Below are 23,661 nucleotides of genomic sequence, written 5' to 3'. Positions count from 1 at the left end.
GTGGCGCCGGGAATATGAAATAATAATTCCAATCCATAGTCAATATGGAATGAGCGTTCCTTCGGGGAAAAGTACCTTTCGGCGGTGTATCAGGCCTTGCGCTTCCGACCCGTGTCGCGTCGCTTCTCGCCGACGCCGACGGTCAGCGCCATGGCCAGCGCCATTGTCGCCGACAGCGAGCGGAAGCCGGCGAAATCGGCCTCGGCAACCTCGAACCAGACCTTGGCGAACTGGGCGAGCGGGGAAAACGAGCTGTCGGTGATGGCGACGATCGGCACGCCCTGTTCCGAAATGCTGCGCGCCTCCTCGATGGTGGCAGGCGCATAGGGCGAGAAGGAGATGGCGATGACGGCATCCGCCGGCGTCGCGAAGCCGATCATCTCGGCATTCAGCCCGGCCGCCGATTCGATCAACTGGTTGCGGATCTTCAGCTTGCCCAGCGCATAGGCGATGTAGGACGCCACCGGATAGGAGCGGCGCTTGGCCAGCACGTAGATGGTTTCCGCCTTTGCCAGCAGGGAAATAGCGTCTTCCAGATGCGCATCGTCCAGCGTGCGCGAAATGTCGTTGAGCGAGGTGCTGGCCGCGGCGACGAAGCCGTCGAAGATCGACCGATGGCCGGCGCCGCCCTCAGCCTTGATGCGCAACGCCTGCAGCCTTTCGTCATAGGAGGAGTTGCGCTCGCGCAGCCGTTCGCGAAACACCTGCTGCAGGCTGGTGAAACCGTCGAAGCCAAGCTGCTGGGCAAATCGGATCAGGGTTGAAGGCTGCACGCCGGCCGAAGCGGCGATGCTGGCGGCGGTGCCGAAAGCGATATCGTCGGGATTGTCGAGCGCATGGGCAGCGATCTGGGCGATGCGCTTCGGCAGGCTTTCGCGCCGCTCCAGGATGGTGGTGCGCAGCGTCTCGAAATCGCGAGGTACCCGTTCGTCCATCGTCGCTGTGTCCAAGCTCATGCGTGAAGCGTCCCTCTCTGCATCATCATAGCGAGCCTGCGCAAGAACGCCATAAAAAATGAGGCAGACATTCCATTTCGGATGAAAATGGACTAATTCATCCACACAACGCTTCAAGCAGTGGAGAAACGGAAAATGGTCGGCGTCGGTCTCATCGGTACGGGTTTCATGGGCAAGTGTCACGCCATAGCATGGAGTGCCGTCAGCGCCGTCTTTCCCGACGTTGCCAAGCCACGGCTGGTCCATCTCGGCGAGGTCAATGAAGAACTCGCCCGGCGCAAGGCGGGCGAGTTCGGTTTCGCCAAGGCGTCCGGCGACTGGCGTGCCGTAGTCAACGATCCCGAAGTCGATATCGTCTCGCTGACCACGCCCAACCAGTTCCATCCGGAAATGGCCATCGCCATCCTCGAAGCAGGCAAGCATCTGTGGTGCGAAAAGCCGATGGCGCCGAGCTTTGCCGAGGCCGAGGCGATGGCTGCGGCGGCGAGCAAGTCCGGCAAGGTCGCGGCGCTCGGCTACAACTACATCCAGAGCCCGGCCATCCGCCACATCGGCGCTTTGCTGGAAGAGAAGATCATCGGCGAGGTCAACCATCTGCGCATCGAGATGGACGAGGACTTCATGGCCGATCCCGAGGCGCTGTTCTTCTGGAAGCACGAGGCGGCCTCCGGTTATGGCGCGCTCGACGATTTCGCCGTGCATCCGCTGTCGCTGGTCTCAGCCCTGTTCGGCCGCGTCGCCAGCGTCATCTGCGACATGGCCAAACCCTATGCCGATCGCAAGCTGGCCAGCGGCGGCCGTCGCGCGGTCGAAACCTACGATATCGCCAGCGTGCTGATGCATCTGGAAAATGGCATTGCCGGCACGCTGCTGGTCAACCGCTCGGCCTGGGGCCGCAAGGGCCGCATCGCCGTCCAGATCTTCGGCTCGAAAGGGTCGATCTTGTTCGACCAGGAGCGGATGAATGAAATCCAGCTCTATGTCACCGCCGATCGACCGACCGAGCAGGGCTACCGCACCATACTGGTGGCGCCCCACCACAAGCCGTACGACGCTTTCCTGCCGGCGCCCGGCCATGGCCTCGGCTTCAACGACCTCAAGATCATCGAGTGCCACGAATTGCTGACGCGGCTTGAAGGCAGGCCGGCGCGGCTCATCGAATTCGCCGAAGGGCTGGAGATCGAGCGCACCGTGCACGCCATGGCGCGCTCGTTCGAGGAAAAGCGCTGGGTGGATGTGAGGTGATCATTCTTGGGGAGCACGACTGGTGATGGGCGCTTCAGCTGCGGAAATTGCGATCGGCTGGCGGAACTCACCAAGCGACGATGTTGGTGGTTTCGGCATAGCGGATAGGCGCAATTCGGGCAGATGAGGCTCCTTGGCGCAGCCGATTTCGTCGTGATGGGAAAAGTGATATCCCATGCAAGGCAAAATTTAGGAATTTCACCGGGCTAAATAAATGATCAAATTCGGAGCGAGAAACTTCTGGTTCTTACTTGCAGTTGCAAGTTACCTTTCCTTGAGTATGATCGCAACAGGTGCTTCTGCCGAAGGTATAGGTCAAAGCGTTAAAGGCGCTTCATTGAGGTATTTGTCACATTTGGATCAAGGGGCGAAAATTTTAGTATGGCCATCTTACACCAGAACGTATGAGCTTATCAACGCTGGCCCTGAGATAGATGGTTCCGTAAGTGAATATAGAACTAATCGAGATGGCATTTTCGACCTAGTTCGGACGAGTGGGACAACTCAGATTTCCATTATATCAGTTTCCCCAGGCGTCTTTGCAAATGACATAGAGAAATTATTGGGGAATTCGAAATTACTGCAGGGTTATAAATCATTTGCCTATACGGCGCGCCTCAGTGGTGATGGCTGCACAGCATATAAATTTACCAGCAGAAAGACGTGGATCTCGGTTGGCTTGGTTTTTGTTGATAAGACTAAATTTGGGATAGGCAACAAGGTGGAAACTAACGCGTGCGTCTTTGGAGCTCTTGATTACGTGAACGGCTTTCCGACCAAGGACACGTATTTCGAGTATATGTCACTCCCGCAAGAGCCTGTCAGAAAGCTTATCTTAGAGGCGATTCATCGCTGCGCTGCCGATGGCGACAACAGGTCCCGGCAGGACGAGATAACAAAGGATGGTATCACTCCGCTGCCCTCGTTGGGGTGCGTAGCGGCGAAGATAGGGCAATAGAACTATCTAGCTTGGGTCGGTGGCAGAACCAAAGCGCTGGAACTCAACTCGCGGCGGTCGAGGCGTTCGTCTCCCAGCCGTTGACCCAGACCTGTCGCAAGCGGTCGCCTTCGCCCTTGAACCGCAGCCCCGTCGCCTGGCAATCCTCGATCCCGTCGCCTGGCAATCCTCGATCCGGTCGCTGCGGAAATTGCGGATCGCCTGGCGCAGCTCGCACCAGGCGACGATGTTGGCGGTTTCGGCGTAATAGATCAGGGCGATCGGGCGGACGAGTCGCTCGGAGGCGCGGCCCATTTCGTCGCGATAGGAGAGGTCGAGCTTCTCCTCATCGCGGATGGCGCGACGCACCAGCGCCAGATCGATCGCACCGGTCGAAGGCGCGGCGAACCCCCACGCATGCAGCGCATTGGCATCGAATGCCTGGCGCAGGGGCGGCGGTACCGCGCCGGCGATCTTGGCGCTGACGCGCTTGGCCGCCTGTTTGAGCTCGCTGTCCCCGGTGCGCTCCAGCAGCGCCAGTGACAACACGATCGCCTCCATCTCCTCGATCGAAAACATCAGCGGCGGCAGGTCGAAGCCGGGGCGCAGGATATAGCCGATGCCACGCCCGCCCTCGATCGGCACGCGCATCGCCTGCAGTGCTGCGATGTCACGGTAGATAGAGCGCACCGTCACTTCCAGCCGCTCGGCAATCGTTGCTGCCGTCACCGGCTGCCGCGCCAGCCGCACGATCTGGATGATCTCGAACAGGCGTGACGCCTTGCGCATTTTTTCCCCCGGGTTGCGAGCCCAACTGACACAGCATTGTCAGTTGGGCTGATCTATAGGAGCGCCTATCGAATTGAAAATCAACAGGTTCCGCTGCGGTTTGGCGGAGCGAGGCGGCAGGCAACTGACATGGATTATGCGGAAAATCTCTGGCTTTTCTTTATCCTGCTGTTCGGCATCATCGCCGTTCCAGGCATGGACATGCTCTTCGTGCTCGCCAATGCACTGACCGGCGGACGCGACAGGGGTCTCGCCGCGACTGGCGGCATCATGGTCGGCGGCATGGTGCACACGCTGAACGGCGCCATCGGCGTCGGCCTGCTGATGCATTTCGTGCCGATCCTGTTCAAGCCGCTTCTGCTTGCCGGCGCCGCCTACATGGCCTTTATCGGCATCACGCTGATGCGCAGTTCCATCACTGTCGGTCAGGAGGGGCCTGCCGGCAGCCGTTCCGCATGGAAGGCCTTTCGCCAGGGTTTTGTGACCTGCCTGATCAACCCGAAGGCATACCTGTTCGTGCTTGCCGTCTATCCGCAGTTCCTGAAACCGGACTACGGTCCGATCTGGATGCAGGCGACGATCATGGGACTGCTGACCGTGGTGACGCAGGCTGCGATCTATGGCGGGCTGGCGATCACAGCCGGCCGCAGCCGCAACCTTCTGATCGCCAATCCGCGGGCGACCATTTTTGCCGGCCGGGCGGCCGGACTGCTGCTCTTTGCCGTGTCGGTGTTCACGGCATGGGAGGGGTTAAGGGCGGCGTAGGGATTTCCTGCGAAGAGGACCCCCACCCCTAACCCCTCCCCACAAGGGGGAGGGGGACACCAGTCGGCGCTGACAACGGCAAACTGCCGACGTTTTCAGGCGTCAAAGGTTCGAGTAGGAGTGCGCGGCAGCGTTCCCTCCCCCTTGTGGGGAGGGTTAGGGTGGGGGTCCTTCTTCGCAAGTATCCATATGCGATTGCCCTCCCTCTTGTGGGCGGGGTTAGGGGTGGGGGTCCGTGCCGGGCAAAGGCCGGCAATAGTGGCTCAAGCGGCTCCCTGCCGGTTGTCGATCATGGCGCGGCGTGCCGAGCGGCGCCACTCGACGGCGCCGGCAAGGCCGTGCAGCACGGTCTCGGTAGTCGCCCAGTCGATGCAGCCATCTGTGATGCTCTGGCCATAGACCAGCGGCTTGCCCGGCACCACGTCCTGGCGACCGGCGACGAGATTGCTCTCGATCATCAGGCCGATGATGCGCTCGTCGCCTGCCGCGACCTGGCCGGCGACATCGGCCGCCACCTTGGGCTGGTTTTCGGGCTTTTTGGCCGAATTGGCGTGGCTGACATCGATCATCAGCCTGGGCGCAACGCCGATATGAGCGAGTTCCACAGCGGCGGCTTCGACGCTCGCCGCATCATAGTTGGGCTGAACGCCGCCGCGCAGGATGACGTGGCAGTCCTCATTGCCCGTGGTCGTGGCGATGCCGCTGCGCCCGCCCTTGGTCACCGCCATGAAATGATGCGGCTGGGCGGCGGATTTCACCGCCTCGGCGGCTATGCGAAGATTGCCGTCGGTGCCGTTCTTGAAGCCGACCGGGCAGGAGAGGCCCGAGGCGAGTTCGCGGTGGATCTGGCTCTCGGTTGTGCGCGCGCCGATCGCGCCCCAGGCGACGAGGTCGGCAATGTATTGCGGCGTCGTCATGTCGAGGAACTCGGTCGCTGCCGGCAGGCCGAGATTGTTGACGGCCGACAGCACGTTGCGTGCCATCCGCAGCCCCTTGTCGATGTTGAAGCTGCCGTCGAGGTCGGGATCGTTGATCAGGCCTTTCCAGCCGACCGTCGTGCGCGGTTTCTCGAAATAGACCCGCATCACGATCTCCAGCCGGTCCGACAGGCTCTCGCGCAGCGCTGCCAGGCGGCTGGCATAGTCGACGGCCGCGACCGGATCGTGGATCGAACACGGGCCGACAATGACGAGCAGCCGGTCGTCGGTGCCGTTCAAGATGGCATGGGTTGCGTTGCGCGATGCGCTGACGGTGCGCGTCGCCGTCAAAGTGCGCGGTATCTCCCGCATCACCTCGTCCGGTGTGCTCAGTTCTCGGATTTCCTTGACCCGAAGGTCGTCTGTGGTGGTCAACACGGCTTTCTGCTCCTGTCGAGAGCATGATGCCGAAAAGTGTGAAGCGGTTTTCGGACGACATCATGCTCCTCTTTGATTTAGAGGGAACCTGCCGGCTGAAAACAAAAAAGCCGCCAGGTATGGCGGCTGTTCGGATCTTGTTGCTGCAATCTTCAGATCGAGCGCAATCCTCCCGCCGCCAGCGAGCTCCTAAAGTACCAATACGTGGCGGTCAGGTTGATCATGAGGCTCATATAGTCGATGCGGAGGCGCTTGTCACGTGGGTGGTGGCAGCCAAATTCAGGATGGCCGAACCTTCGCGATTTCGTCATCCCAGGGCAAAGCAGGAGCGAAGCTCCGTCGCGGAGACCCTGGGATCCATGCCGGGACGTCAACCAAGAGTGCAGCGGAACAGAATTCTGCACCGTCGCGGCGCATTGGAGTCGCGGCATGGATCCTCGGGTCTGCGCCGCGTCGCTACGCTCCTTGCTCCGCCCGTGGATGACGAAGTGATGGGCGTTTCCGCGGGACTCGCCGGCGCTACTCCGGCGACGCCCCCGCAATGCTCTGGTCGTAGTCGACCAGCGATCCGGTCATGACGCCCGACTGCGGGCTCACCATGTAGCTGATCAGCCGTGCAAGCTGGTCCGGCTTGACCAACTGGCCCATCGGCTGCGCCGCTTCGGCCTTTGCCAACCAGTCGTCCGGCGCGTCGTGCCACTTCTTCTGCACGATGTCCTCGCCCTCTGTGTCCATCCAGCCGGGCAGCACCGCGTTGCAGCGGATGCGGTTGTGGCGATAGGCATTGGCGACGTTCTTGGTCAGCGTCATCAGCGCCCCCTTGCTGGTCGAATAGGGCGTCAGGAACGACTGGCCGGTATGCGCAGACATCGACAGCACGTTGACGATCGAGCCTGGTGCCTTCTTTTCCAGGAGATGCCCCACCACGCCTTGCATCAGGAAAAACGGCCCGCGCACATTGGTGTCGAAGATGGTGTCGAACAGCTCTTCGCTGGTTTCGACCAGCGAACCGCGCGCCGATGTCGCGGCGGCGTTGACCAGCGCGTTGATGGCGCCGAAATGCGAGATCGCGCTGGCAACGGCGCGCTTGCAGTCGGCCACTTTAGAGACGTCGGCGCTGATGAAGATCGCGTCGACGCCCGCTTTCTTGAAATGGGCGACTGCCTTGTCGCCCTTTTCCTGCGAGCGGCCGATGAGCGCCAGCGCCCGGCAGCCCTCGTCGGCCAGCGCCTCGGCGACGGCAAAGCCGATGCCCTGGGCGCCACCGGTGACGATGGCGCGCGTCTGTGAATTGCGATCGGCTGATACGCTCATCGCTGTGCTCCTGTGGTTTCTTTCCAAGGGTTCTTACTTGTCGAGACGGACGGTCTTGCCGGTCGTTGCTGATTTCAGCGCCGCATCGGCCAGCTTCAGCGCCACCAGCCCATCCGCGCCGCTCGGCGACGCTTTCTTGCCCGAGGTCGCGGCTGTGATGAACGCGGCGATCTCAATGGCGTAGGCGTCGAGGTAGCGGGTCATGAAGAAGTCGTGCAGCGGCGGGCGCGTATAGCCCTTCTCGTTGGCCAGTTCGATCGACACCGGCCGCTGGTTCTCGGCCGCGATCATACCCTTCGAACCATGCACCTCGATGCGCTGGTCGTAGCCATAGGTGGCGCGGCGCGAGTTGGAGATGACGGCCTGCTTGCCGGAAGCGGTTTCCAGGATGACGCTGACGCTATCGAAATCGCCGGCAGCACCGATCTTCTTGTCGACCAGCACCGAGGCATGGGCGCTGACCGCCACGACCTCTTCGCCGAGCAGGAAGCGCGCCATGTCGAAATCATGGATGGTCATGTCGCGAAAAATGCCGCCCGAGCGCTTGATGTAGTCGATCGGCGGCGCGCCGGGATCGCGCGAGGTGATGGTGACCATCTCGACGGTGCCGATGGCGCCGTCGTCGATCGCCTTGCGCACGGCGGCGAAATGCGGATCGAAGCGCCTGTTGAAGCCGACCATCAGCGTCGCCTTGGTCTTCTCGACCACGGCCAGGCACTTCTCGACGCGCTTGACGTTGAGGTCGATCGGCTTCTCGCAGAAGATCGCCTTGCCGGCCCTGGCGAAGCGCTCGATCAGATCGGCATGGGTGTCGGTCGGCGTGCAGATGACGACGGCGTCGATATCCCCGGCTTTCTCGATGTCTTCGATGCTGCGCACCTCGGCGCCATAGGCGCTCGCCAGCTCTTTGGCGGCCTTCTCGAACGCATCGGCAACGGCAACCAGTTTGGCCTGCGGATTGGAGCCGACGGCGCGGGCGTGGACCTTGCCGATGCGGCCGGCACCGAGGAGAGCGAAGCGAACGGTCATGGGTATTTCCTCTGGGGGGATGGGTTAGAGAGAGTTGTGTCCGCACCTTCTCTGAGGAAGGGGCAAGATTGCTTCAAGCACGCATATCGTCCTTAAAACAGGGTGATCGTCCTGTTTTAGGCTGCGAGTTCCGCCTCCCCGGTCTTGGCGCCGGTGATGTAGGAGACGATATCGTTTCCGTCGGTGTTCTCCTTGCGCAGATTGGCGACGATGCGGCCGCGCCGGAACACGACGATACGGTCGCAGAGATCGAACACCTGGCGCATATTGTGGCTGATCAGGATCAGCGGCTCGCCATTGTCCTTGAGCGTACGGACGATGTTTTCGACCTGCGCGGTCTCCTGCACGCCAAGGGCAGCCGTTGGCTCGTCCATGATGATCAGCTTGGAAGCGAAGGTTGCCGTCCGGGCGATCGCCACGCACTGGCGCTGGCCGCCCGACATGTGGCGGATGGTGTTGGACAGATTGGGGATCTTCACCGCCGTGCGGACGAGCGCCGCCTCGGTCGCTTTGCGCATGTATTTGCGGTCGAGGATCGAGAACGGGCCGAGGTTGAACAAAACCTTCTCGCGGCCTAGGAACAGGTTCGAAGGCACGTCGAGATCGTCGGCCAGCGCCAGGTTCTGGAACACGGTCTCAATGCCGGCCGTACGGGCCTCGATCGGCCCGGCAAAATTCACTTCCATGCCGTCGAACCAGATCTGGCCGCTTGTGCGCTGCTCGACGCCGGTGATCTGGCGCACGAAGGTCGATTTGCCGGCGCCGTTGTCGCCCATGATGGCGACATGCTCGCCCTTGCGCAGCTCGAAATTCGCGCCTTCCAGCGCATGCACGCCGCCATAGCGCTTGGTCAGGTTTTCGGTCTTCAGGACGATGTCTGACATGGTCATGCCCTCATTGCCCGCAGGCGTTGGCGCCACTGGTCGAGAACCACCGCACCGACGATGATCACGCCCTTGACCATCTCCTGGTAGTAGGCGTCGAGGCGCAGGAAGGTGAAGCCGGAGATGATGACGCCGAAGATCAGCGAGCCGATAACCGTGCCGATGATCGAGCCGCGCCCGCCCGACAGGGAGACGCCGCCGATGACCGCCATGGCGATGGCGTCGAGCTCGTACATCACGCCCATGCCGGACTGCGCGGTCAGGTTCTTGGAGCTCAGCACCACGGCGGCGAGCGCTGCGAGAATGCCGGCGATGACGTAGACCAGGATCTTGTGGTTGGCGATCTTGATGCCGGACATGCGCGCGGCATCTTCGTTGGAGCCGATCGCATAACAGTGCTTGCCGTACCTGGTGTAGGTCATGATCAGCTGGAACAGGATGGCCAGCGACAGGAAGATGACGACGGGCATCAGGCCTTTGCCGATGCCGGCGAAACTCTCGGTGGGAAACGAGATCGGCTGGCCCTTGGACCACCATTTGGCGATACCGCGCGCGGTCACCATCATGCCGAGCGTGGCGATGAACGGCGGAATGCGCGTGTAGGCGATCAGCGCGCCATTGACCAGGCCGGCGAACAGGCCGCAGGCGATCGCCACCAGCAGCGGCACGATGACAGGCAGGTCCGTCCAGCCTTGCGCCAAAAACATCGCCTTGGGATTGGGGTTGCCGTTGACCGTCGCCACCTGGGCGAAGCTCATGGCGATCATGGCGGTCGCGCCGACGATCGAGCCCGAGGACAGGTCGATGCCGCCGGTGATGATCACTTGCGTCACGCCGATGGCGATGATGCCGACGATCGACACCTGCAGGATGATGATCTGCAGGCGCGCTTCGTTGAAGATGCCGCCGACGTCGCTGCGTGTGTTGAACAGGAAGCTGTCGCCGAGAAAGACGCGGCCGATCAGTTCGAAGATGACGACGAGAATGACCAATGCCAGGAAAACATTGAACTCGGCCGGCCATGTGCGCTTCCTCGCATCATAGCCGACGCCGCCGACGCCATGAGATGTCTGTGCCACGTATCCTGTCTCCATCAGCCGCGGTCGCCCTCGCGCCGTGCCGGCGCCGAGGGAGAGAGGGGAGCGGCGCTGTCGCGATCGAGAGCGCCGCTCCGTATCGAACCGTTGGCGGCTCAGTTCTTCTTCAGGAACTTGTCGATGTTGGCCGGCGTCACCAGCTGGAAGGGCACGTAGACCTTGTGCTCGACCTTCTCGCCCTTGGAGAGCTTGAGCGCCGCATCGAGAGCGCCGGCGCCCTGGCCGGCCGCGTCCTGGAACACGGTTACGTCGAGGTCGCCCGCCTGCATTGCCGCCAGCGCGTCCTGGGTGGCATCGACGCCGCCGACGACAACCGCCTTCATGTCGATGTTGCCGGCCTTCATCGCCTGGATGGCGCCGATGGCGCTTTCGTCATTGTTGGCGATGACGCCGTCGAACGGCTTGCCGGTCGACAGCCAGTTGGTCATCAGGTTCTGCGCCTCGTCGCGGTTCCAGTTCGACGTCTGCTTGTCGATGATCTTGATGAAGCTGCAATCCGGCGTCGCGATCACATCGTCGATGTCCTTGGTGCGCTGCACGGCGGCCTGGTTGGAAAGCTCGCCCATGATCACATAGACATTGGCTTCCTTCTTGCCGGCTTCCTTGAACAGGCGGCAGACTTCCTTGGTCTCGAGCGTGCCGGAATCGGCTTCGTTCGAGGCGACGAAGGCCTGGTTGTCGGGCAGCGTGTCGACATTGACCGGCTCGCGGTTGACATAGACCAGCGGGATCTTGGCGGCCGCCGCGGCATCCGACATCGCCTGCGTGGCCGAAGTGTCGACCGGGTTGACGATGATGGCATCGACGCCCGAGGCGGCGAAGTTCTTGATCTGGTCGAGCTGCTTGGCAACGTCGTTCTGCGCGTCCTCGACCTGCAGCTCCACGCCGCTCATGCCCTTGGCCTGCTCGATCATGCCGTTGCGCAGCACGGTCAGGAAGTTGTCGTCGAACTTGGCCATCGACACGCCAACCTTGGCGGCCAAGGCGGATGAGCTCATCAGCGCCGCGAAGGCGACGCCCAAAATCAATTTCTTCATTGTGTTTCTCCTCCACATATTGGTGTCCGGTTTCACCGATTTATCCGGAATCCCCGATCTCCCCGGGGAATCTCTCCCTGATATCTTTTCTATTCCGGATGACGCTTGCCTCCTGGCTGGAACGTCAAGCCCTCTGTTTGAAACAGATGTTCCGGAACGAAAGAACCAAAATACACAGATGATGAAATATTTATTCCATTTCACATCGGGGCGTCAAGGGCGATTCCGCGGCCTGCGGGCCGATTTACGCATCGCTCTGATGGATTCTATCATTTGCCTCGGCGGCCTTGCGCGGCGGCGGGCTAGATGTTTTCCGGCAGGTAGATGTCAAAGGGCAGGAAGGTCTGGCCCGGAGCGTTGGCGGCGCCGGTTTCGATGGCATGCGCCATCAGGTCGACAAGCTCACGGCACAAAGCGGCGAGCGGGGTCGAGATCACCATAGTGAGGATGTTGTCGGCGAGTGCCGCGCGCGATTCGGCGTTGATCTCGTTGCAGACGACCACCGGCATGGTCGCGGGTTTCGCTGCCCGCAGTGCCGAGACCGCGCCTTCCATGCCGCCGCCGGCGACGTAGCAGCCGGCAAGATCCGGATAACGCGCCAGAAGATCGATCATCGCGTCATGGGTCACCTGGTTGGCTTCCAGATTGACCAGCGTTTCAAGCACGCTGAACTCCGGCGCATGCTCGCGGAAGAAGGAGCGAAAGCCGATCTCACGCAGCTCATGGCCGTGGAAGCGGTGGCTGCCGACGAAGAGGGCGACCTTGCCGGGCCGCTTGGCTGCTTTGGAGATCATCCATGCGGCGGTGCGCCCGACCTTGCGGTTGTCGAGGCCGATATAGCCCTCCCGGATGCCGGCGGCAAAGTCGGACAGCACCGAAAAGACCGGCTGCCCTCTCGCCTTCAAGGTTTCCACGACCGCTGTCAGGGTCGGATGGTCCGGACCGACAACGGCGATTGCCCTCGATTTCGCCGCCAGCCTGCGCATCTGGGAGGCGATTTCGTCGGGAGCCAGGGAACTGGCGAAATCGATGGTCGCAACGCCGCGGAAGCGTTGCGATTGCGAGATGGCCAGTTCAAGTTCCCGCGCGAAGTCGCCGTAGAAGGCATCATTGCCCCGCAGCAGCAGGAAGCCCAGCCGGTACTCCGGCAATTCCTGGCGCATGCGCTGCTTGATGAGGCCGGCGGCGTGGTAGCCGATATCGGTAGCGGTCTCGTAGACGCGGCGCGCTGTCTCTTCGCGCACCGGCAGCCGGTTGTTCAGCACGCGGTCGACGGTGGCGACACTGACGCCCGAGATGCGCGCCAGATCTGATATTGTCGGCCGCTTCACCATGCTTGCCTCGTCGGATTTGCTTGAGCCTTCGTACATCATCCTGATGGGAAATGATAGAAACTATCTTTGTGATGTTGAGTCTATCATCGGTCGGCGTTACTTTGATGCTCGAAACCAAGGGATTTCACGGCATCGCTCTGGCGGATGCCTTTGCCGAGGGAGGCAAATCATGTCCACTGCGCCGTCCCGGCGTGACTACAGCCTGATCGGCCGCGACGCCAGGCTCGCCGTCGAGACCGGCCTGTCGGCCGCCGAGTGGTATCACACCGACGTACCGCGCAAGCAGATGAAGGAGCTGATGCAGCGCTCCGACGGGCCGGCGATCCGCGATACGGCAATCTGGTTCGCCGCGCTGATCGTCAGCGGCGCCGGCGGCGCCTGGTTCTGGGGCACATGGTGGTGCGTGCCGTTCTTCTTCGTCTATGGCGTCCTCTACGGTTCGTCGACGGATTCACGCTGGCACGAATGTGGGCACGGCACCGCCTTCCGGACGCAGTGGATGAATGATGTGGTCTATCAGATCGCCTGCTTCATGATCATGCGCAATCCGGTGACCTGGCGCTGGAGCCACACGCGCCACCACACCGACACCGTCATCGTCGGCCGCGACCCGGAAATCTCGGTCATGCGGCCGCCGGACCTGGTTCGCGCCGTCCTGGGCTTCGTCGGCGTGCTCGACGCCTGGCATGCGATGAGCGATATGCTGCGCAACGCCGCCGGCAACATCAGCGCGGCGGAAAAGACCTTCATTCCCGAGCAGGAACAGCCCAAGGCGATCCGGATCGCCCGCATCTGGACGGCGATCTATGCCGCCACCATCGCGCTGGCGTTCTACACCGGTTCGTTTCTGCCGCTGATGCTGGTTGGCCTGCCCAGGCTCTATGGCGCCTGGCATCACGTCATGGTCGGGCTGCTGCAGCATGGCGGCCTGGCCGATAACGTCACCGACCACAGGCTGAACAGCCGCACCGTCTACATGAACCCGATCAGCCGCTTCATCTACTGGAACATGAACTACCATGTCGAGCATCACATGTTCCCGATGGTGCCCTATCATGCGCTGCCGAGGCTGCACGAACTGATCAAGCACGATCTGCCGGAACCGACACCGTCGATCCTGGCCGGCTATCGCGAGATGATCCCGGTCTTCCTGCGCCAGCTGCGCAACGAGGACTATTTCCTCAAACGCGAGCTGCCGCCGACCGCACGGCCATATCGCGAAGAATTCCACAACGACACTATCGTCGCCGCGGCGGAATGATCGTGCTTCCATCCGATCTGGACTGTTTATTTTAACGCAATTCCGGGCGGAAAACCGCTGCGCACTTTTTCTGGATTGCTTTTAGGGAGGACTTGAATGAGCGACTGGGTCGAGGCCTGCGCCACCGGCGACATAGACGAGGAGGATGTGATGCGCTTCGACCATGGCGGCCGCACCTTCGCCATCTATCGCAGCCCCGACGACGAGTTCTTCGCCACCGACGGCCTTTGTACGCATGAAAAGGTGCACCTGGCCGACGGGCTGGTGATGGATGACATCATCGAATGCCCCAAGCACAATGGCCGCTTCAACTACAAGACGGGTGACGCCCGCGGCGCCCCGGTCTGCGTCAATCTCAAGACCTATCCGGTCAAGGTCGATGCCGGCAAAGTCCTGATCCAGATCGGATGACTGACATGGCGGGGGGGATGCTCATCATCGGCGCCGGCGAATGCGGCGGGCGGGCGGCATTGGCGCTGCGCGACCTCGATTATCGGGGGCCGGTGACGCTGGTCGGCGACGAGCCGCATCTGCCCTACGAGCGCCCGCCTCTGTCCAAGGAGGCGATGGCCAGCGATGCGCCCGAGATCAAGGCGATCGCCAGCGACGCCATTCTGGCCGAGAAATCGATCCGGCATATCCATTCCGTCCAGGCCGTGGCGATCGATCGCGCGGCGCATGCGGTGCGCCTGTCGGACGGATCGGTCCTGCCTTACGACAAGCTCCTGCTGGCAACCGGTTCGACCCCGCGCAAGCTGCCGATGCCGGGGCTGGGTCCGCGCTGCGTCTATCTCAGAACCTTCACTGACGCGCTCGCCATTCGCGCGCATCTCAACCGTGGTAACCGTATCGCCATCATCGGCGGCGGTTTCATCGGTCTCGAACTCGCGGCCGCGGCCCGCAAGCTAGGCGCTGCGGTCACCGTTATCGAGGCGCAGCCGCGCATCCTGATGCGCGGCGTGCCGGCCGAGATCGCCGAAATTATCCACGATGCACACATCGCCGAGGGCGTTGATATTCTGTGCGGGGACGGCATCGCGTCCATCGCCGACGACGGCAACAAGGTGCGCATAGCGCTTGCCGGCGGCCGGGAAATCGTCGCCGACCTCGCGATCATCGGCATCGGCGCCGTGCCGGTGACCGGGCTTGCGGCCGAAGCTGGGCTGGCGATCGACAACGGCATTGCCGTCGATGCCGAGCTGCGCAGCAGCGATCCCGACATCTTTGCCGCCGGCGATTGCTGCTCGTTTCCGCTCGCCGTCTATGGCGGCCGCCGCGTACGGCTGGAAGCCTGGCGCAACGCCCAGGAGCAGGGCGCGCTGGCGGCGAGGAATATGCTGGGTGCCGGCGAGGCGCATGCGGCGGTGCCATGGTTCTGGTCGGATCAATATGGTCTGTCCCTGCAGATTGCCGGGCTGTCCGACGAAGGCAGCAGCACCGTGCGCCGCGACCTCGGCGACGGCGCTTTCATCCTCTTCCATCTGGCCCAGGACGGCAGGCTGGTGGCGGCCAGCGGCATCGGCCCCGGCAACGCGGTCGCCCGCGACATCAGGCTGGCTGAAATGCTGATCGGCAAGCGCGCGAAGCCGGCGCCGGAAGCACTGGGATCGCAGGACGTCAAGCTGAAGTCGCTGCTGGCGGCTTGAGCCTGCTCTGCCCCTTGTGGGAAGGGTAATCGCATATGGAATTCCTGAGATGTCTGCCCGGCACCGACCCCCACCCCTAACCCCTCCCCACAAGGGGAAGGGAGACTTCCGTCGGCGCCGACCTAGGCTAGTCGCCTGACTTTTCGGCGCCAAAGAAGAATAAAAGGCACGCGACAGCGTTCCCTCCCCCTTGTGGGGAGGGTTAGGGTGGGGGTCCTTCTTCGCAAGAGTCCATATGCGATACCCTCCCCACAAGCGGGAGGTAGAGGCCTGAGCTCAAACCCGCTAAAACAGCGCCTTCAGCTCCGCCAATTTGTCATTCACCAGCCAGCCATAGTAATTCTCTTCCGGCAGCTTTTCCGGCTCGCCGGCGGCGCGGCGCCTGTCGTTCTCAGCTTTCAAGGCATCGGCGCGCTGCTCCGGATTGCCGACATTGTAGAGCGTGGCGGTCAGCCCGGGATTGCCCGAAATGTCGAAGCCGGCAATGCTTTTGTAGGCATCGATCGATTTCCGGATCGTCGCGGCGACGTAGGGCAGCGTCAGGTCGGGATCCATGATGGTCTTGTAGACCGAATTGGGATCGCCGACGTCGAGCCTGGGCAGGCCGGAAACCTTGTGCACCAGATCGCTCATCTGTAGGGCGGTCAGCGGATTGAGCTGACCCAGGCCGAAGGTCTGGCCGGCATAATAGGGCTGGAAGAAGGTGGCGCCGAAACGGTCGTCGGGAAAGTTCGTCCCGCCGACGCTCTTGCCGCGAAACGAACGGTTCCACACCTGTTCGCGGCATTCCCACAGATCGTAGCTGTCGGACATCCCTGCGCATTTCTTGAATTCCGGCCGCTGCACGAAATCGGTGATGTCCTCGCCGTCATAGGCGAAGGACAGCTTGCTGGAGAGATAGGAGATCGCCTTGACGTAGTAGGTCTGCAGCCGGTCATAGGCATCGACATTGTAGGTGTGCTCGCCGACGATGGCGCCGACGATGTGCAAGGGATCGATGCCGTAGGTGGCGGCTGCCTTCTTGATCTTGCCGCGCAGATCGGCGTCGTTCTGCAGCAGGGCGTAGACCTTGCGGTACTTCGCCTGGAAGCTGGTGTTGGTCGCTTGCGTGCGCCGGCTGGACGCGCCCGGAATATCGGGCTGCACGGCATTGCGATTTCCCGGCGGCACCAATGTCGCTGCCTCGGCGGCGAACAGCGTCGCCGCCAGCGTCAAGCCGAGAATAACCAGGATCAGTTTTTTCATGCACCCGCCGCCCAAGCAATTCCAGGAAAAGTGTGAAACGGTTTTCCGGAATTGCGTCAAACCAAGAGATCGAGAATTGCCGCGCAAACTAGGTAAAGCTCTTGGTCGAGTCGAGAGCGCCCCTTCACCCGGCACTACGAAAGCTGGCCAGATGATACCATCTGGCCACACATGATTTTGCTGGCCGGAAAATGTTGCCTGGACCGGCGCCGGAACGTTCCGGCGCCGTCGTTCAAAGGATGAACCGCGACAGGTCGGTATTCCTGGACAGGTCGCCGACATGCTTTTCCACATAGGCGGCGTCGATGGTGACGCTGGTTCCGTTGCGGTCGGGCGCGTCGTAGGAGATTTCGTCCAGCACCCGTTCCATCACTGTCTGCAGTCGTCTTGCGCCGATGTTCTCGACGCTGGCGTTGAGGTCGACGGCAATGCCGGCCAGCGAATCGATCGCGTCGTCGGTGAAGGTCAGGTCGACGCCCTCGGTCTTCATCAGAGCGATATACTGCTTGATCAGGCTGGCCTCTGTCTCGGTCAGGATACGGACGAAATCGTCCTTCTCCAGCGCCCGCAGCTCGACCCGGATCGGCAGGCGGCCCTGCAATTCCGGCAACAGGTCTGACGGCTTGGACACGTGGAACGCACCCGAGGCGATGAACAGGATGTGGTCGGTCTTCAGAGGTCCGTATTTGGTCGCCACCGTGGTGCCTTCGATCAGCGGCAGCAGGTCGCGCTGCACGCCTTCGCGGGAAACGCCGGCGCCCATGCCGCCTTCACGCGACGCGATCTTGTCGATCTCGTCGAGGAAGACGATGCCGTCATTCTCCGTCGCATCGAGCGCCCGGCGCACCACCTCGTCCTGGTCGAGCAGCTTGTCGGACTCGTCGTTGACCAGCAGGTCGTAGGATTCCTTCACCGTCGTCTTGCGCATCTTGGTCTTCTTGCCGCCCATCGCCTTCGACAGCATGTCGTTGATGTTCAGCACGCCGATATTGGCGCCCGGCATACCGGGGATTTCGAAGCCGGGCATGCCGCCAGCGCCGGTGTCGGCGACCTCGACCTCGATCTCCTTGTCATCGAGTTCGCCGTCGCGCAGCTTCTTGCGGAACGAGTCGCGGGTGGCCGGGCTCGCCGTCTTGCCGACCAATGCTTCCAGTACGCGTTCCTCGGCGTTGACGTGGGCGCGCGCCTTGACGTCCTCGCGCATCTTCTCGCGCACCAGGCCGATGGCGATCTCGACCAGGTCTCGGATGATCTGCTCGACATCGCGGCCGACATAGCCAACCTCGGTGAACTTGGTTGCCTCGACCTTGACGAAAGGCGCACCGGCGAGCCGCGCCAGGCGGCGCGAGATTTCCGTCTTGCCGACGCCGGTCGGCCCGATCATCAGGATGTTCTTCGGCATCACCTCTTCGCGCATCTGGCCTTCCAGCTGCTGGCGGCGCCAGCGGTTGCGCAAGGCGATGGCCACGGCGCGCTTGGCGTCCTTCTGGCCGATGATGAAACGGTCGAGTTCCGAAACGATTTCGCGGGGAGAAAATGTGCTCATATCACTAGATTCCACTTTGCCACTGCTTGATGGAACTCGAACGGATGCAGCAGCATGATCACGTTGAGTGTCAGATTGTCCCGGATGAGATAGCCGGTACCGAGTTCGAAGATGATGGCAAGGCTGACGATCACCCATATAGGTAGCCTTCGCGCCATCACAAATCCCAGCACCATGGCCAGTGTGTCGGACACCGAATTGATGATGCTGTCGCCGTAATAGTCGAGCGAGATGGTGCCGGCGCGGTAGCGCTCGATGATGAATGGGCTGTTTTCGAGCAGCTCCCAGCCGCCTTCGATGAAGACGGCGAACGCCAGCCTCAAGCCGATCGGCGAACGCGGGAACAGGAACCGCGCCAGCGCATAGAACAGGAAGCCGTGGATGATGTGCGAGAACGTATACCAGTCCGAAATGTGCTGGGAATTTTCCGAACTCTGCACGACGCCATGCCAGAGCTTGACGTAGCCGCAGGTGCAGATCGGCGTTCGCCCCATGCCGTAGAGCGCCCCGGCCTGGAAGATGATCAGGGCGAGGACGAGCAGAAGCCCCATCCGCCAGCTGTCTTCATAGGCCGAATAGCTGCTCTCCGTGGCCGGTGTCGTCATCGGTTCATTCCCCCTCGTTTCGCGTCGCCGTCTCGATCATCATAAAGCCTTGTCACGCCTTCAGCGGCGGTAGCCGGCGGATCACGGCAGCCGGCAAGGTGGGTTTGACCACAATCCGCCGGATACGCTGCCAGCCAGCCCCGAACAGAATAATCAGCGCGCCAACAACGACCAGGATCAAGGCAAAAGGCGGGATACCCGTCGAATCGGAGGCGGAATTCACCAGATAATAGATGCCCAGCGAGCCGAAGTAAGCCAATGTAGGAACCAGAAGCGAACGGCGGTCTATGGCCAGCGCGACATAGAGGAAGCCAAGGATCAGGACCGTCAGCATGATGGTTGCATTGGCGTCCGGCGCGATATGTCCGAATACGACGTTCTGGCCGGTCGCCATGATAAAGAGCGGATGCACCAGCATGGGCGCCGAGACGACATGCAGCCAGAAAGCGCAATCGGACCAGATCTTGCGTCGATCCCTGTCGTAAATGTCAAAAGCTACACCCGTTGCGAACACGATCAGGCCGCAGATCAGCGGCATGTAAAGTGCCGCTCGGAGCAATTCGGGAACATCCTCAATACGCGGCGGCGCAATCGCACCCGCTGTCACGCTGTCATACAGGATTATCGCCGTTTGCAGGAAGGCAAGCAGTGTAAAGGCGATGGCGATAGCCCCGGCAATGATGGGGACGCGAAAGCGCCAGAAATAGATCGCCGCCGCAATTATTCCTCCGCCCAGGAACAGATATCCGGCCTGGGACGCCGTCTGGCGCAACGCCAATAGCTGCCAGATGGTCTCCGGCTTGCGTATGCCGAAGCTGGCCTCCACTTGTAGCGCCAGAGCGGCCAGAATGGCGGCCATGAAAATCAGGGCAAGCACGGACGACGATAATTTCATCCGGTGCTGACGCGTGACAATTTCGGCGAGCCCCCAGGCGAAAACCGCGAGGATGCCGGCGATCCAGAATGTCTGGCCTGGAAGCAAGGTGGTGAGGACAAAGAAGAAGCCGGCGCTGAGCAGAACGGTTCCAACGGTGACGAACAGATCGTTGCCGCCGCCGACCAGCCGCAGGTTTTCCTCGTCACCCTCGTCATCGGCGCGCCTGACCTCGGGGGCGAGAGCGACCGCGCGTTCCATGGCCTCCAACTGATCGCGCAGGGTCTGCGAGATCAAACCTTTCGCGACTGCCTTGTCGAGTGTTTCGGCGCTGATCAATTGGGCTCCTGCGTCGCGTCGCGCGCCATCATCAAGGCAGGCCCGTACTCCGATGTTCTGGTGTCAAAGGCAACAAAGCCAGCCTTTTCATAGGCGCGGATGGCCCTGACATTGGCGGGATCAGGATCGATGATGACGCGCGGCACGCCTTCGTCGAAAAGCTGTTCGACGAACTGGCGCACGATTGCCGAGCCATGGCCGAGCCCGACCAGCTCCGGCCGGCCGATCGACAGGTCGATGCCGAGCGTGCCGAACGGCTGGTCGGCATAGGGATGGCCGTCCTCCAGATGCGGATCATAGGTCTGCAGATAACCGATCGGCTTGCCGTCGAGTTCGATAATCAGCGGCTCGACGGAAATCGAGTCGATGTGCTCGCGGATCTGCGCGATCTCGATCTCGGGATCGTCCCACCACTCGGCGACATGCGGTTCGGCGAGCCAGCCGGCGATCATCGGCAGGTCTTTCTCGGTCACCGGCCGAAAATCATAGCTATCTTCTTGTTGGACCATGATCTCTGGACGAACGGAACCGTTCGTCCGAGAAAACCGGTTTCCACGTTTCGGGATCATGGTCGGCCCGCTCAGCCGACATCGAGCGTTTCGACGACGAAGCTGTTGTTGGTGTAGACGCAGATGTCGGATGCGATCTGCATCGCCTTGCGGGCGATCTCCTCGGCATCCTTGTCGCTGTCCATCAGCGCGCGTGCCGCCGCCAGCGCGTAATTGCCGCCCGAACCGATGGCCATGACACCAAATTCGGGTTCGAGCACGTCGCCGGTGCCGGTCAGCGCCAGCGACACCGACTTGTCGGCCACCAACATCATCGCTTCCAGCCGGCGCAGATAGCGGTCGGTTCGCCAGTCCTTGGCGAGCTCGACGCAGGCGCGCGTCAGCTGGTCTGGATATTGTTCGAGCTTGGCCTCGAGCCGTTCCAGCAGCGTGAAGGCGTCGGCGGTGGCGCCGGCGAAGCCGGCGATCACATTGCCGCCCTTGCCGATGCGGCGCACCTTTTTGGCGTTGCCCTTCATGATGGTCTGGCCAAGGCTGACCTGGCCGTCGCCGGCGATCACCACCTTGTTGCCCTTGCGCACCGTCACGATGGTCGTGGCGTGCATGGTCAGTTCATTGGACATTTACTGGCTCCGAGCAGCGCCATCCCGATAAGGCGATTGGCGCGGTACGAGTAACTTTGATTGGCCATATGTATGCATGGGGCCGGTGATTGCAAATCGCTCTCTGGCAAGGCCGATACCGCTGTCAGAGGCAACTGGCAATCGCCGGATCATGCTGCTAGAAGGCTTTCGTTTTCAAGCCTGCGAGCGCTTGAAGCCTCTGAGCCGGTCACGATGTGAACCTCTGGGACAAGGATAGAGTGATGCCGCCCCGTTCCGCCGAAGCAAGCCGCAAGACCAAGGAAACCGACATCTCCGTGGCGGTCCATGTCGACGGCTCCGGCAAGTCGGATATCGCCACGGGCGTCGGCTTCTTCGACCATATGCTGGACCAGCTGTCGCGCCACTCCCTGATCGACATGACGGTCAGGGCGAAGGGCGATCTGCACATCGACGACCACCACACGGTCGAGGACACCGGCATCGCGCTCGGCCAGGCGCTGGCCAAGGCACTGGGCGAGCGGCGCGGCATCATGCGTTATGCCTCGATCGACCTTGCCATGGACGAGACGCTGACGCGCGCCGCGATCGACGTGTCCGGCCGTCCCTTCCTGGTCTGGAACGTTTCCTTCTCATCGCCGAAGATCGGCACCTTCGACACCGAGCTGGTGCCCGAATTCTTCCAGGCGCTGGCGCAGAATGCCGGCATCACGCTGCATGTCACCAATCACTACGGCGCCAACAACCATCACATCGCCGAGACCTGCTTCAAGGCGGTGGCGCGCGCGCTGCGCGCGGCTCTCGAACGCGATCCGCGCCAGCCGGATGCGGTTCCCTCCACCAAGGGATCGTTGAAGGGATAAGGCAATGGCCACCTATGTCGTGATGGAACCGCCAGGCCGCAGCGAAAAGGCCGATGCCACGGCCTTTGTCCGCGATGGCTTCACCTGGCTGGGCCTTCTGGTGCCGCCGCTATGGTTCGCCTGGCATCGGCTGTGGATCGAGGCGGCGCTTGCCTTCGTCGTCATGGGCCTGCTTTCGATGCTGGGCCAGAAGCTCGGCCTTGGTCTGGCCGGGTCGTTGCTGTCGTTGCTGGTTTCGCTCTATGTCGGACTGGAAGGGCAAGGCCTGCGCATCGCGGCACTTCGCCGGCGCGGTTGGCACGAATGGGGCGCGGTCGAAGCCGGTTGGCTCGACGATGCTGACACGCGCTATGCGCTCGAGGCGGAAGCGCTTCCCGATCAGGCCGCACCGGCACCGCGCATGGTCCCGGACGCTGCCCTGGCGCGGCCGTCGCAGCCGGGCATGGCGCTGGGGCTGACCCACATCCCGGGAAGAAGCTGATGCGGGTTGCGATCATCGATTACGGTTCGGGCAATCTGCGCTCGGCCACCAAGGCTTTCGAGCGCGCGGCGCGGGAAGCCGGCATATCGGCTGCTATCGACCTGACATCGGATGCCGAACGGGTGCGCACGGCCGACCGCATCGTCCTGCCCGGCGTCGGCGCCTATGCCGACTGCGCGGCCGGCTTGCATGCCCTCGAAGGCATGTGGGAAGCGGTCGAGGAGGTGGCTATCGACAAGGGCCGGCCGTTCCTCGGCATCTGCGTCGGCATGCAGCTGATGTCCGAGCGCGGCCTGGAAAAGACAATCACCAACGGCTTCGGCTGGGTATCAGGTGACGTCAAGGAGATCACGCCGGCCGATCCGACGCTGAAGATCCCGCAGATCGGCTGGAACACGATCGAGCTCAAGCGCCAGCATCCGCTGTTTGCCGGCATACCGACTGGCGCAAGCGGGCTGCATGCCTATTTCGTGCATTCCTACCATCTCGATGCGGGCAAGGCGGAAGAGGTTCTGGCGGTCGCCGACTATGGCGGCCCGGTGACGGCGGCCGTCGCCCGCGACAATCTCGTCGGCACGCAGTTTCACCCGGAAAAGAGCCAGGCGCTGGGCTTGGCGCTGATCACCAATTTCCTGCGCTGGAGCCCTGAAAACCGATGAGCAAGAAGGGCTACTGGATGGCGATGGTCGAGGTGACCGATCCGGAAAATTATCCGCTATACATTGCCGCCAACAAAGCGGCTTTCGACAAATATGGCGCAAAATTCCTGACCCGCGGCGGTCGGTCGTCGAGCCCGGAAGGGCCATCGGGCAATCGCCATGTCATCATCGAGTTCGAGAGCTACGCGGTCGCACTCGCCTGCTTCCATTCGCCCGAATACCAGGCGGCGCTGAAATTCCGACGCCTCTATTCGACGTCGCATTTCGCCATTGTGGAAGGCGCCTGAAC

At 62.0% G+C, this 23,661-nt stretch carries 23 protein-coding genes and 2 pseudogenes; 10 read left to right on the top strand and 15 right to left on the bottom strand.

What is annotated here, in order from left to right; genetic code table 11:
* Nucleotides 1-89: 89 nt before the first annotated feature.
* The gene (locus NKH97_RS18550) at nt 90-935 is read right to left on the bottom strand and encodes a MurR/RpiR family transcriptional regulator (protein WP_164779972.1); all 846 of its coding nucleotides are present in this window, start codon (nt 933-935) and stop codon (nt 90-92) included.
* A gap of 156 nt (nt 936-1,091) precedes the next feature.
* Between NKH97_RS18550 and NKH97_RS18545 the strand changes: the two genes are divergently transcribed.
* A complete protein-coding gene (locus NKH97_RS18545) occupies nt 1,092-2,201 on the top strand; it encodes a Gfo/Idh/MocA family protein (protein ID WP_352798344.1) in 1,110 nt (369 codons plus the stop codon).
* 214 nt (nt 2,202-2,415) lie between these two features.
* On the top strand, nt 2,416-3,159 hold the full coding sequence (locus NKH97_RS18540; RefSeq protein ID WP_352798342.1) for a hypothetical protein: 744 nt from the start codon (nt 2,416-2,418) through the stop codon (nt 3,157-3,159).
* 43 nt (nt 3,160-3,202) lie between these two features.
* Here the strand turns inward: NKH97_RS18540 and NKH97_RS18535 are convergent.
* Nucleotides 3,203-3,927, bottom strand: a pseudogene (locus tag NKH97_RS18535) (helix-turn-helix transcriptional regulator).
* A gap of 129 nt (nt 3,928-4,056) precedes the next feature.
* On the opposite strand from NKH97_RS18535, the gene NKH97_RS18530 reads away from it, so the two are divergent.
* Nucleotides 4,057-4,692, top strand: a complete 636-nt coding sequence (locus NKH97_RS18530; RefSeq protein WP_352736556.1) for a LysE family translocator — start codon at nt 4,057-4,059, stop codon at nt 4,690-4,692.
* Nucleotides 4,693-4,955: 263 nt separating this feature from the next.
* Here the strand turns inward: NKH97_RS18530 and NKH97_RS18525 are convergent, their stop codons facing one another.
* The 7 genes from NKH97_RS18525 to NKH97_RS18495 form a co-directional block, all read right to left on the bottom strand.
* On the bottom strand, nt 4,956-6,047 hold the full coding sequence (locus NKH97_RS18525; protein WP_352798340.1) for a 3-deoxy-7-phosphoheptulonate synthase: 1,092 nt from the start codon (nt 6,045-6,047) through the stop codon (nt 4,956-4,958).
* Nucleotides 6,048-6,566: 519 nt separating this feature from the next.
* Entirely contained in the window at nt 6,567-7,361 is a 795-nt protein-coding gene (locus NKH97_RS18520; protein WP_352440530.1) for an SDR family oxidoreductase, read from the bottom strand.
* 33 nt (nt 7,362-7,394) lie between these two features.
* Nucleotides 7,395-8,390 (bottom strand): inositol 2-dehydrogenase, encoded by a 996-nt coding sequence (iolG, locus tag NKH97_RS18515; RefSeq protein ID WP_352440529.1) that lies wholly within the window; start codon nt 8,388-8,390, stop codon nt 7,395-7,397.
* A gap of 116 nt (nt 8,391-8,506) precedes the next feature.
* Nucleotides 8,507-9,274 (bottom strand): ATP-binding cassette domain-containing protein, encoded by a 768-nt coding sequence (locus NKH97_RS18510; RefSeq protein WP_352440528.1) that lies wholly within the window; start codon nt 9,272-9,274, stop codon nt 8,507-8,509.
* Nucleotides 9,275-9,276: 2 nt separating this feature from the next.
* Complete coding sequence (locus NKH97_RS18505) at nt 9,277-10,353, bottom strand: ABC transporter permease (protein ID WP_023810654.1); 1,077 nt, start codon at nt 10,351-10,353, stop codon at nt 9,277-9,279.
* 113 nt (nt 10,354-10,466) lie between these two features.
* Nucleotides 10,467-11,408, bottom strand: coding sequence for a sugar ABC transporter substrate-binding protein (locus NKH97_RS18500; protein ID WP_024502009.1), 942 nt, complete (start codon nt 11,406-11,408; stop codon nt 10,467-10,469).
* 302 nt (nt 11,409-11,710) lie between these two features.
* The gene (locus tag NKH97_RS18495) at nt 11,711-12,742 is read right to left on the bottom strand and encodes a LacI family DNA-binding transcriptional regulator (protein ID WP_023810652.1); all 1,032 of its coding nucleotides are present in this window, start codon (nt 12,740-12,742) and stop codon (nt 11,711-11,713) included.
* A 169-nt stretch (nt 12,743-12,911) separates the two neighbouring features.
* On the opposite strand from NKH97_RS18495, the gene NKH97_RS18490 reads away from it, so the two are divergent.
* From NKH97_RS18490 to NKH97_RS18480, 3 genes are all read left to right on the top strand, one after another.
* Nucleotides 12,912-14,003: a fatty acid desaturase family protein gene (locus tag NKH97_RS18490; protein WP_352632011.1), complete on the top strand. Its 1,092-nt coding sequence runs from the start codon at nt 12,912-12,914 to the stop codon at nt 14,001-14,003.
* A gap of 96 nt (nt 14,004-14,099) precedes the next feature.
* A complete protein-coding gene (locus tag NKH97_RS18485) occupies nt 14,100-14,414 on the top strand; it encodes a Rieske (2Fe-2S) protein (protein ID WP_027161041.1) in 315 nt (104 codons plus the stop codon).
* Nucleotides 14,411-15,649, top strand: a complete 1,239-nt coding sequence (locus tag NKH97_RS18480) for an NAD(P)/FAD-dependent oxidoreductase (RefSeq protein WP_352632009.1) — start codon at nt 14,411-14,413, stop codon at nt 15,647-15,649. The genes NKH97_RS18485 and NKH97_RS18480 overlap by 4 nt, the downstream gene beginning before the upstream one ends.
* Nucleotides 15,650-15,934: 285 nt before the next feature.
* Here NKH97_RS18480 and NKH97_RS18475 read toward each other — a convergent pair whose 3' ends face one another.
* The 6 genes and pseudogenes from NKH97_RS18475 to hslV form a co-directional block, all read right to left on the bottom strand.
* Nucleotides 15,935-16,894, bottom strand: a complete 960-nt coding sequence (locus NKH97_RS18475) for a DUF1402 family protein (RefSeq protein WP_352440525.1) — start codon at nt 16,892-16,894, stop codon at nt 15,935-15,937.
* Between the two features lie 232 nt (nt 16,895-17,126).
* Nucleotides 17,127-18,440, bottom strand: a complete 1,314-nt coding sequence (gene hslU, locus NKH97_RS18470; protein ID WP_023810648.1) for an ATP-dependent protease ATPase subunit HslU — start codon at nt 18,438-18,440, stop codon at nt 17,127-17,129.
* A 4-nt stretch (nt 18,441-18,444) separates the two neighbouring features.
* Nucleotides 18,445-19,045 (bottom strand): annotated as a pseudogene (locus NKH97_RS18465) (DUF2585 domain-containing protein).
* 52 nt (nt 19,046-19,097) lie between these two features.
* Nucleotides 19,098-20,258, bottom strand: coding sequence for a hypothetical protein (locus NKH97_RS18460; protein WP_352440523.1), 1,161 nt, complete (start codon nt 20,256-20,258; stop codon nt 19,098-19,100).
* Nucleotides 20,255-20,767 (bottom strand): GNAT family N-acetyltransferase, encoded by a 513-nt coding sequence (locus NKH97_RS18455; RefSeq protein ID WP_023810645.1) that lies wholly within the window; start codon nt 20,765-20,767, stop codon nt 20,255-20,257. Before NKH97_RS18455 ends, NKH97_RS18460 begins: the two co-directional genes overlap by 4 nt.
* A 71-nt stretch (nt 20,768-20,838) precedes the next feature.
* Nucleotides 20,839-21,390 carry an ATP-dependent protease subunit HslV gene (hslV, locus tag NKH97_RS18450; RefSeq protein ID WP_023810644.1) on the bottom strand — a complete coding sequence of 184 codons (552 nt, stop codon included), beginning with the start codon at nt 21,388-21,390 and terminating at the stop codon, nt 20,839-20,841.
* A gap of 242 nt (nt 21,391-21,632) precedes the next feature.
* Between hslV and hisB the strand changes: the two genes are divergently transcribed.
* The 4 genes from hisB to NKH97_RS18430 are packed head-to-tail and all read left to right on the top strand — an operon-like array spanning nt 21,633 to nt 23,659.
* Nucleotides 21,633-22,232, top strand: a complete 600-nt coding sequence (gene hisB, locus NKH97_RS18445) for an imidazoleglycerol-phosphate dehydratase HisB (protein ID WP_352611028.1) — start codon at nt 21,633-21,635, stop codon at nt 22,230-22,232.
* Between the two features lie 4 nt (nt 22,233-22,236).
* Nucleotides 22,237-22,713, top strand: coding sequence for a DUF2628 domain-containing protein (locus NKH97_RS18440; protein WP_352611029.1), 477 nt, complete (start codon nt 22,237-22,239; stop codon nt 22,711-22,713).
* Entirely contained in the window at nt 22,713-23,372 is a 660-nt protein-coding gene (gene hisH / locus NKH97_RS18435) for an imidazole glycerol phosphate synthase subunit HisH (RefSeq protein ID WP_023810642.1), read from the top strand. The genes NKH97_RS18440 and hisH overlap by 1 nt, the downstream gene beginning before the upstream one ends.
* Nucleotides 23,369-23,659, top strand: a complete 291-nt coding sequence (locus NKH97_RS18430; RefSeq protein WP_023810641.1) for a DUF1330 domain-containing protein — start codon at nt 23,369-23,371, stop codon at nt 23,657-23,659. The genes hisH and NKH97_RS18430 overlap by 4 nt, the downstream gene beginning before the upstream one ends.
* The last annotated feature ends 2 nt before the right edge of the window (nt 23,660-23,661 follow it).

The organism is Mesorhizobium sp. M0870 (assembly GCF_040319775.1).
GTDB lineage: Bacteria > Pseudomonadota > Alphaproteobacteria > Rhizobiales > Rhizobiaceae > Mesorhizobium.
The sequence above is the reverse complement of the archived record's forward strand: the minus strand, read 5'-3'. Positions and strand labels throughout refer to the sequence as shown.

Bases quoted from the DNA above. Each gene is read 5' to 3' on its own strand.
- NKH97_RS18510 (WP_352440528.1), bottom strand. From the start codon at position 9,274: ATGTCAGACATCGTCCTGAAGACCGAAAACCTGACCAAGCGCTATGGC.
- NKH97_RS18485 (WP_027161041.1), top strand. From the start codon at position 14,100: ATGAGCGACTGGGTCGAGGCCTGCGCCACCGGCGACATAGACGAGGAG.
- NKH97_RS18455 (WP_023810645.1), bottom strand. From the start codon at position 20,767: ATGGTCCAACAAGAAGATAGCTATGATTTTCGGCCGGTGACCGAGAAA.
- hisB (WP_352611028.1), top strand. From the start codon at position 21,633: ATGCCGCCCCGTTCCGCCGAAGCAAGCCGCAAGACCAAGGAAACCGAC.
- hslU (WP_023810648.1), bottom strand. From the start codon at position 18,440: ATGAGCACATTTTCTCCCCGCGAAATCGTTTCGGAACTCGACCGTTTC.
- NKH97_RS18530 (WP_352736556.1), top strand. From the start codon at position 4,057: ATGGATTATGCGGAAAATCTCTGGCTTTTCTTTATCCTGCTGTTCGGC.
- hslV (WP_023810644.1), bottom strand. From the start codon at position 21,390: ATGTCCAATGAACTGACCATGCACGCCACGACCATCGTGACGGTGCGC.
- NKH97_RS18440 (WP_352611029.1), top strand. From the start codon at position 22,237: ATGGCCACCTATGTCGTGATGGAACCGCCAGGCCGCAGCGAAAAGGCC.
- NKH97_RS18490 (WP_352632011.1), top strand. From the start codon at position 12,912: ATGTCCACTGCGCCGTCCCGGCGTGACTACAGCCTGATCGGCCGCGAC.
- iolG (WP_352440529.1), bottom strand. From the start codon at position 8,390: ATGACCGTTCGCTTCGCTCTCCTCGGTGCCGGCCGCATCGGCAAGGTC.
- NKH97_RS18500 (WP_024502009.1), bottom strand. From the start codon at position 11,408: ATGAAGAAATTGATTTTGGGCGTCGCCTTCGCGGCGCTGATGAGCTCA.
- NKH97_RS18495 (WP_023810652.1), bottom strand. From the start codon at position 12,742: ATGGTGAAGCGGCCGACAATATCAGATCTGGCGCGCATCTCGGGCGTC.
- NKH97_RS18520 (WP_352440530.1), bottom strand. From the start codon at position 7,361: ATGAGCGTATCAGCCGATCGCAATTCACAGACGCGCGCCATCGTCACC.
- NKH97_RS18475 (WP_352440525.1), bottom strand. From the start codon at position 16,894: ATGAAAAAACTGATCCTGGTTATTCTCGGCTTGACGCTGGCGGCGACG.
- NKH97_RS18540 (WP_352798342.1), top strand. From the start codon at position 2,416: ATGATCAAATTCGGAGCGAGAAACTTCTGGTTCTTACTTGCAGTTGCA.
- NKH97_RS18545 (WP_352798344.1), top strand. From the start codon at position 1,092: ATGGTCGGCGTCGGTCTCATCGGTACGGGTTTCATGGGCAAGTGTCAC.
- NKH97_RS18550 (WP_164779972.1), bottom strand. From the start codon at position 935: ATGGACGAACGGGTACCTCGCGATTTCGAGACGCTGCGCACCACCATC.
- hisH (WP_023810642.1), top strand. From the start codon at position 22,713: ATGCGGGTTGCGATCATCGATTACGGTTCGGGCAATCTGCGCTCGGCC.
- NKH97_RS18480 (WP_352632009.1), top strand. From the start codon at position 14,411: ATGACTGACATGGCGGGGGGGATGCTCATCATCGGCGCCGGCGAATGC.
- NKH97_RS18430 (WP_023810641.1), top strand. From the start codon at position 23,369: ATGAGCAAGAAGGGCTACTGGATGGCGATGGTCGAGGTGACCGATCCG.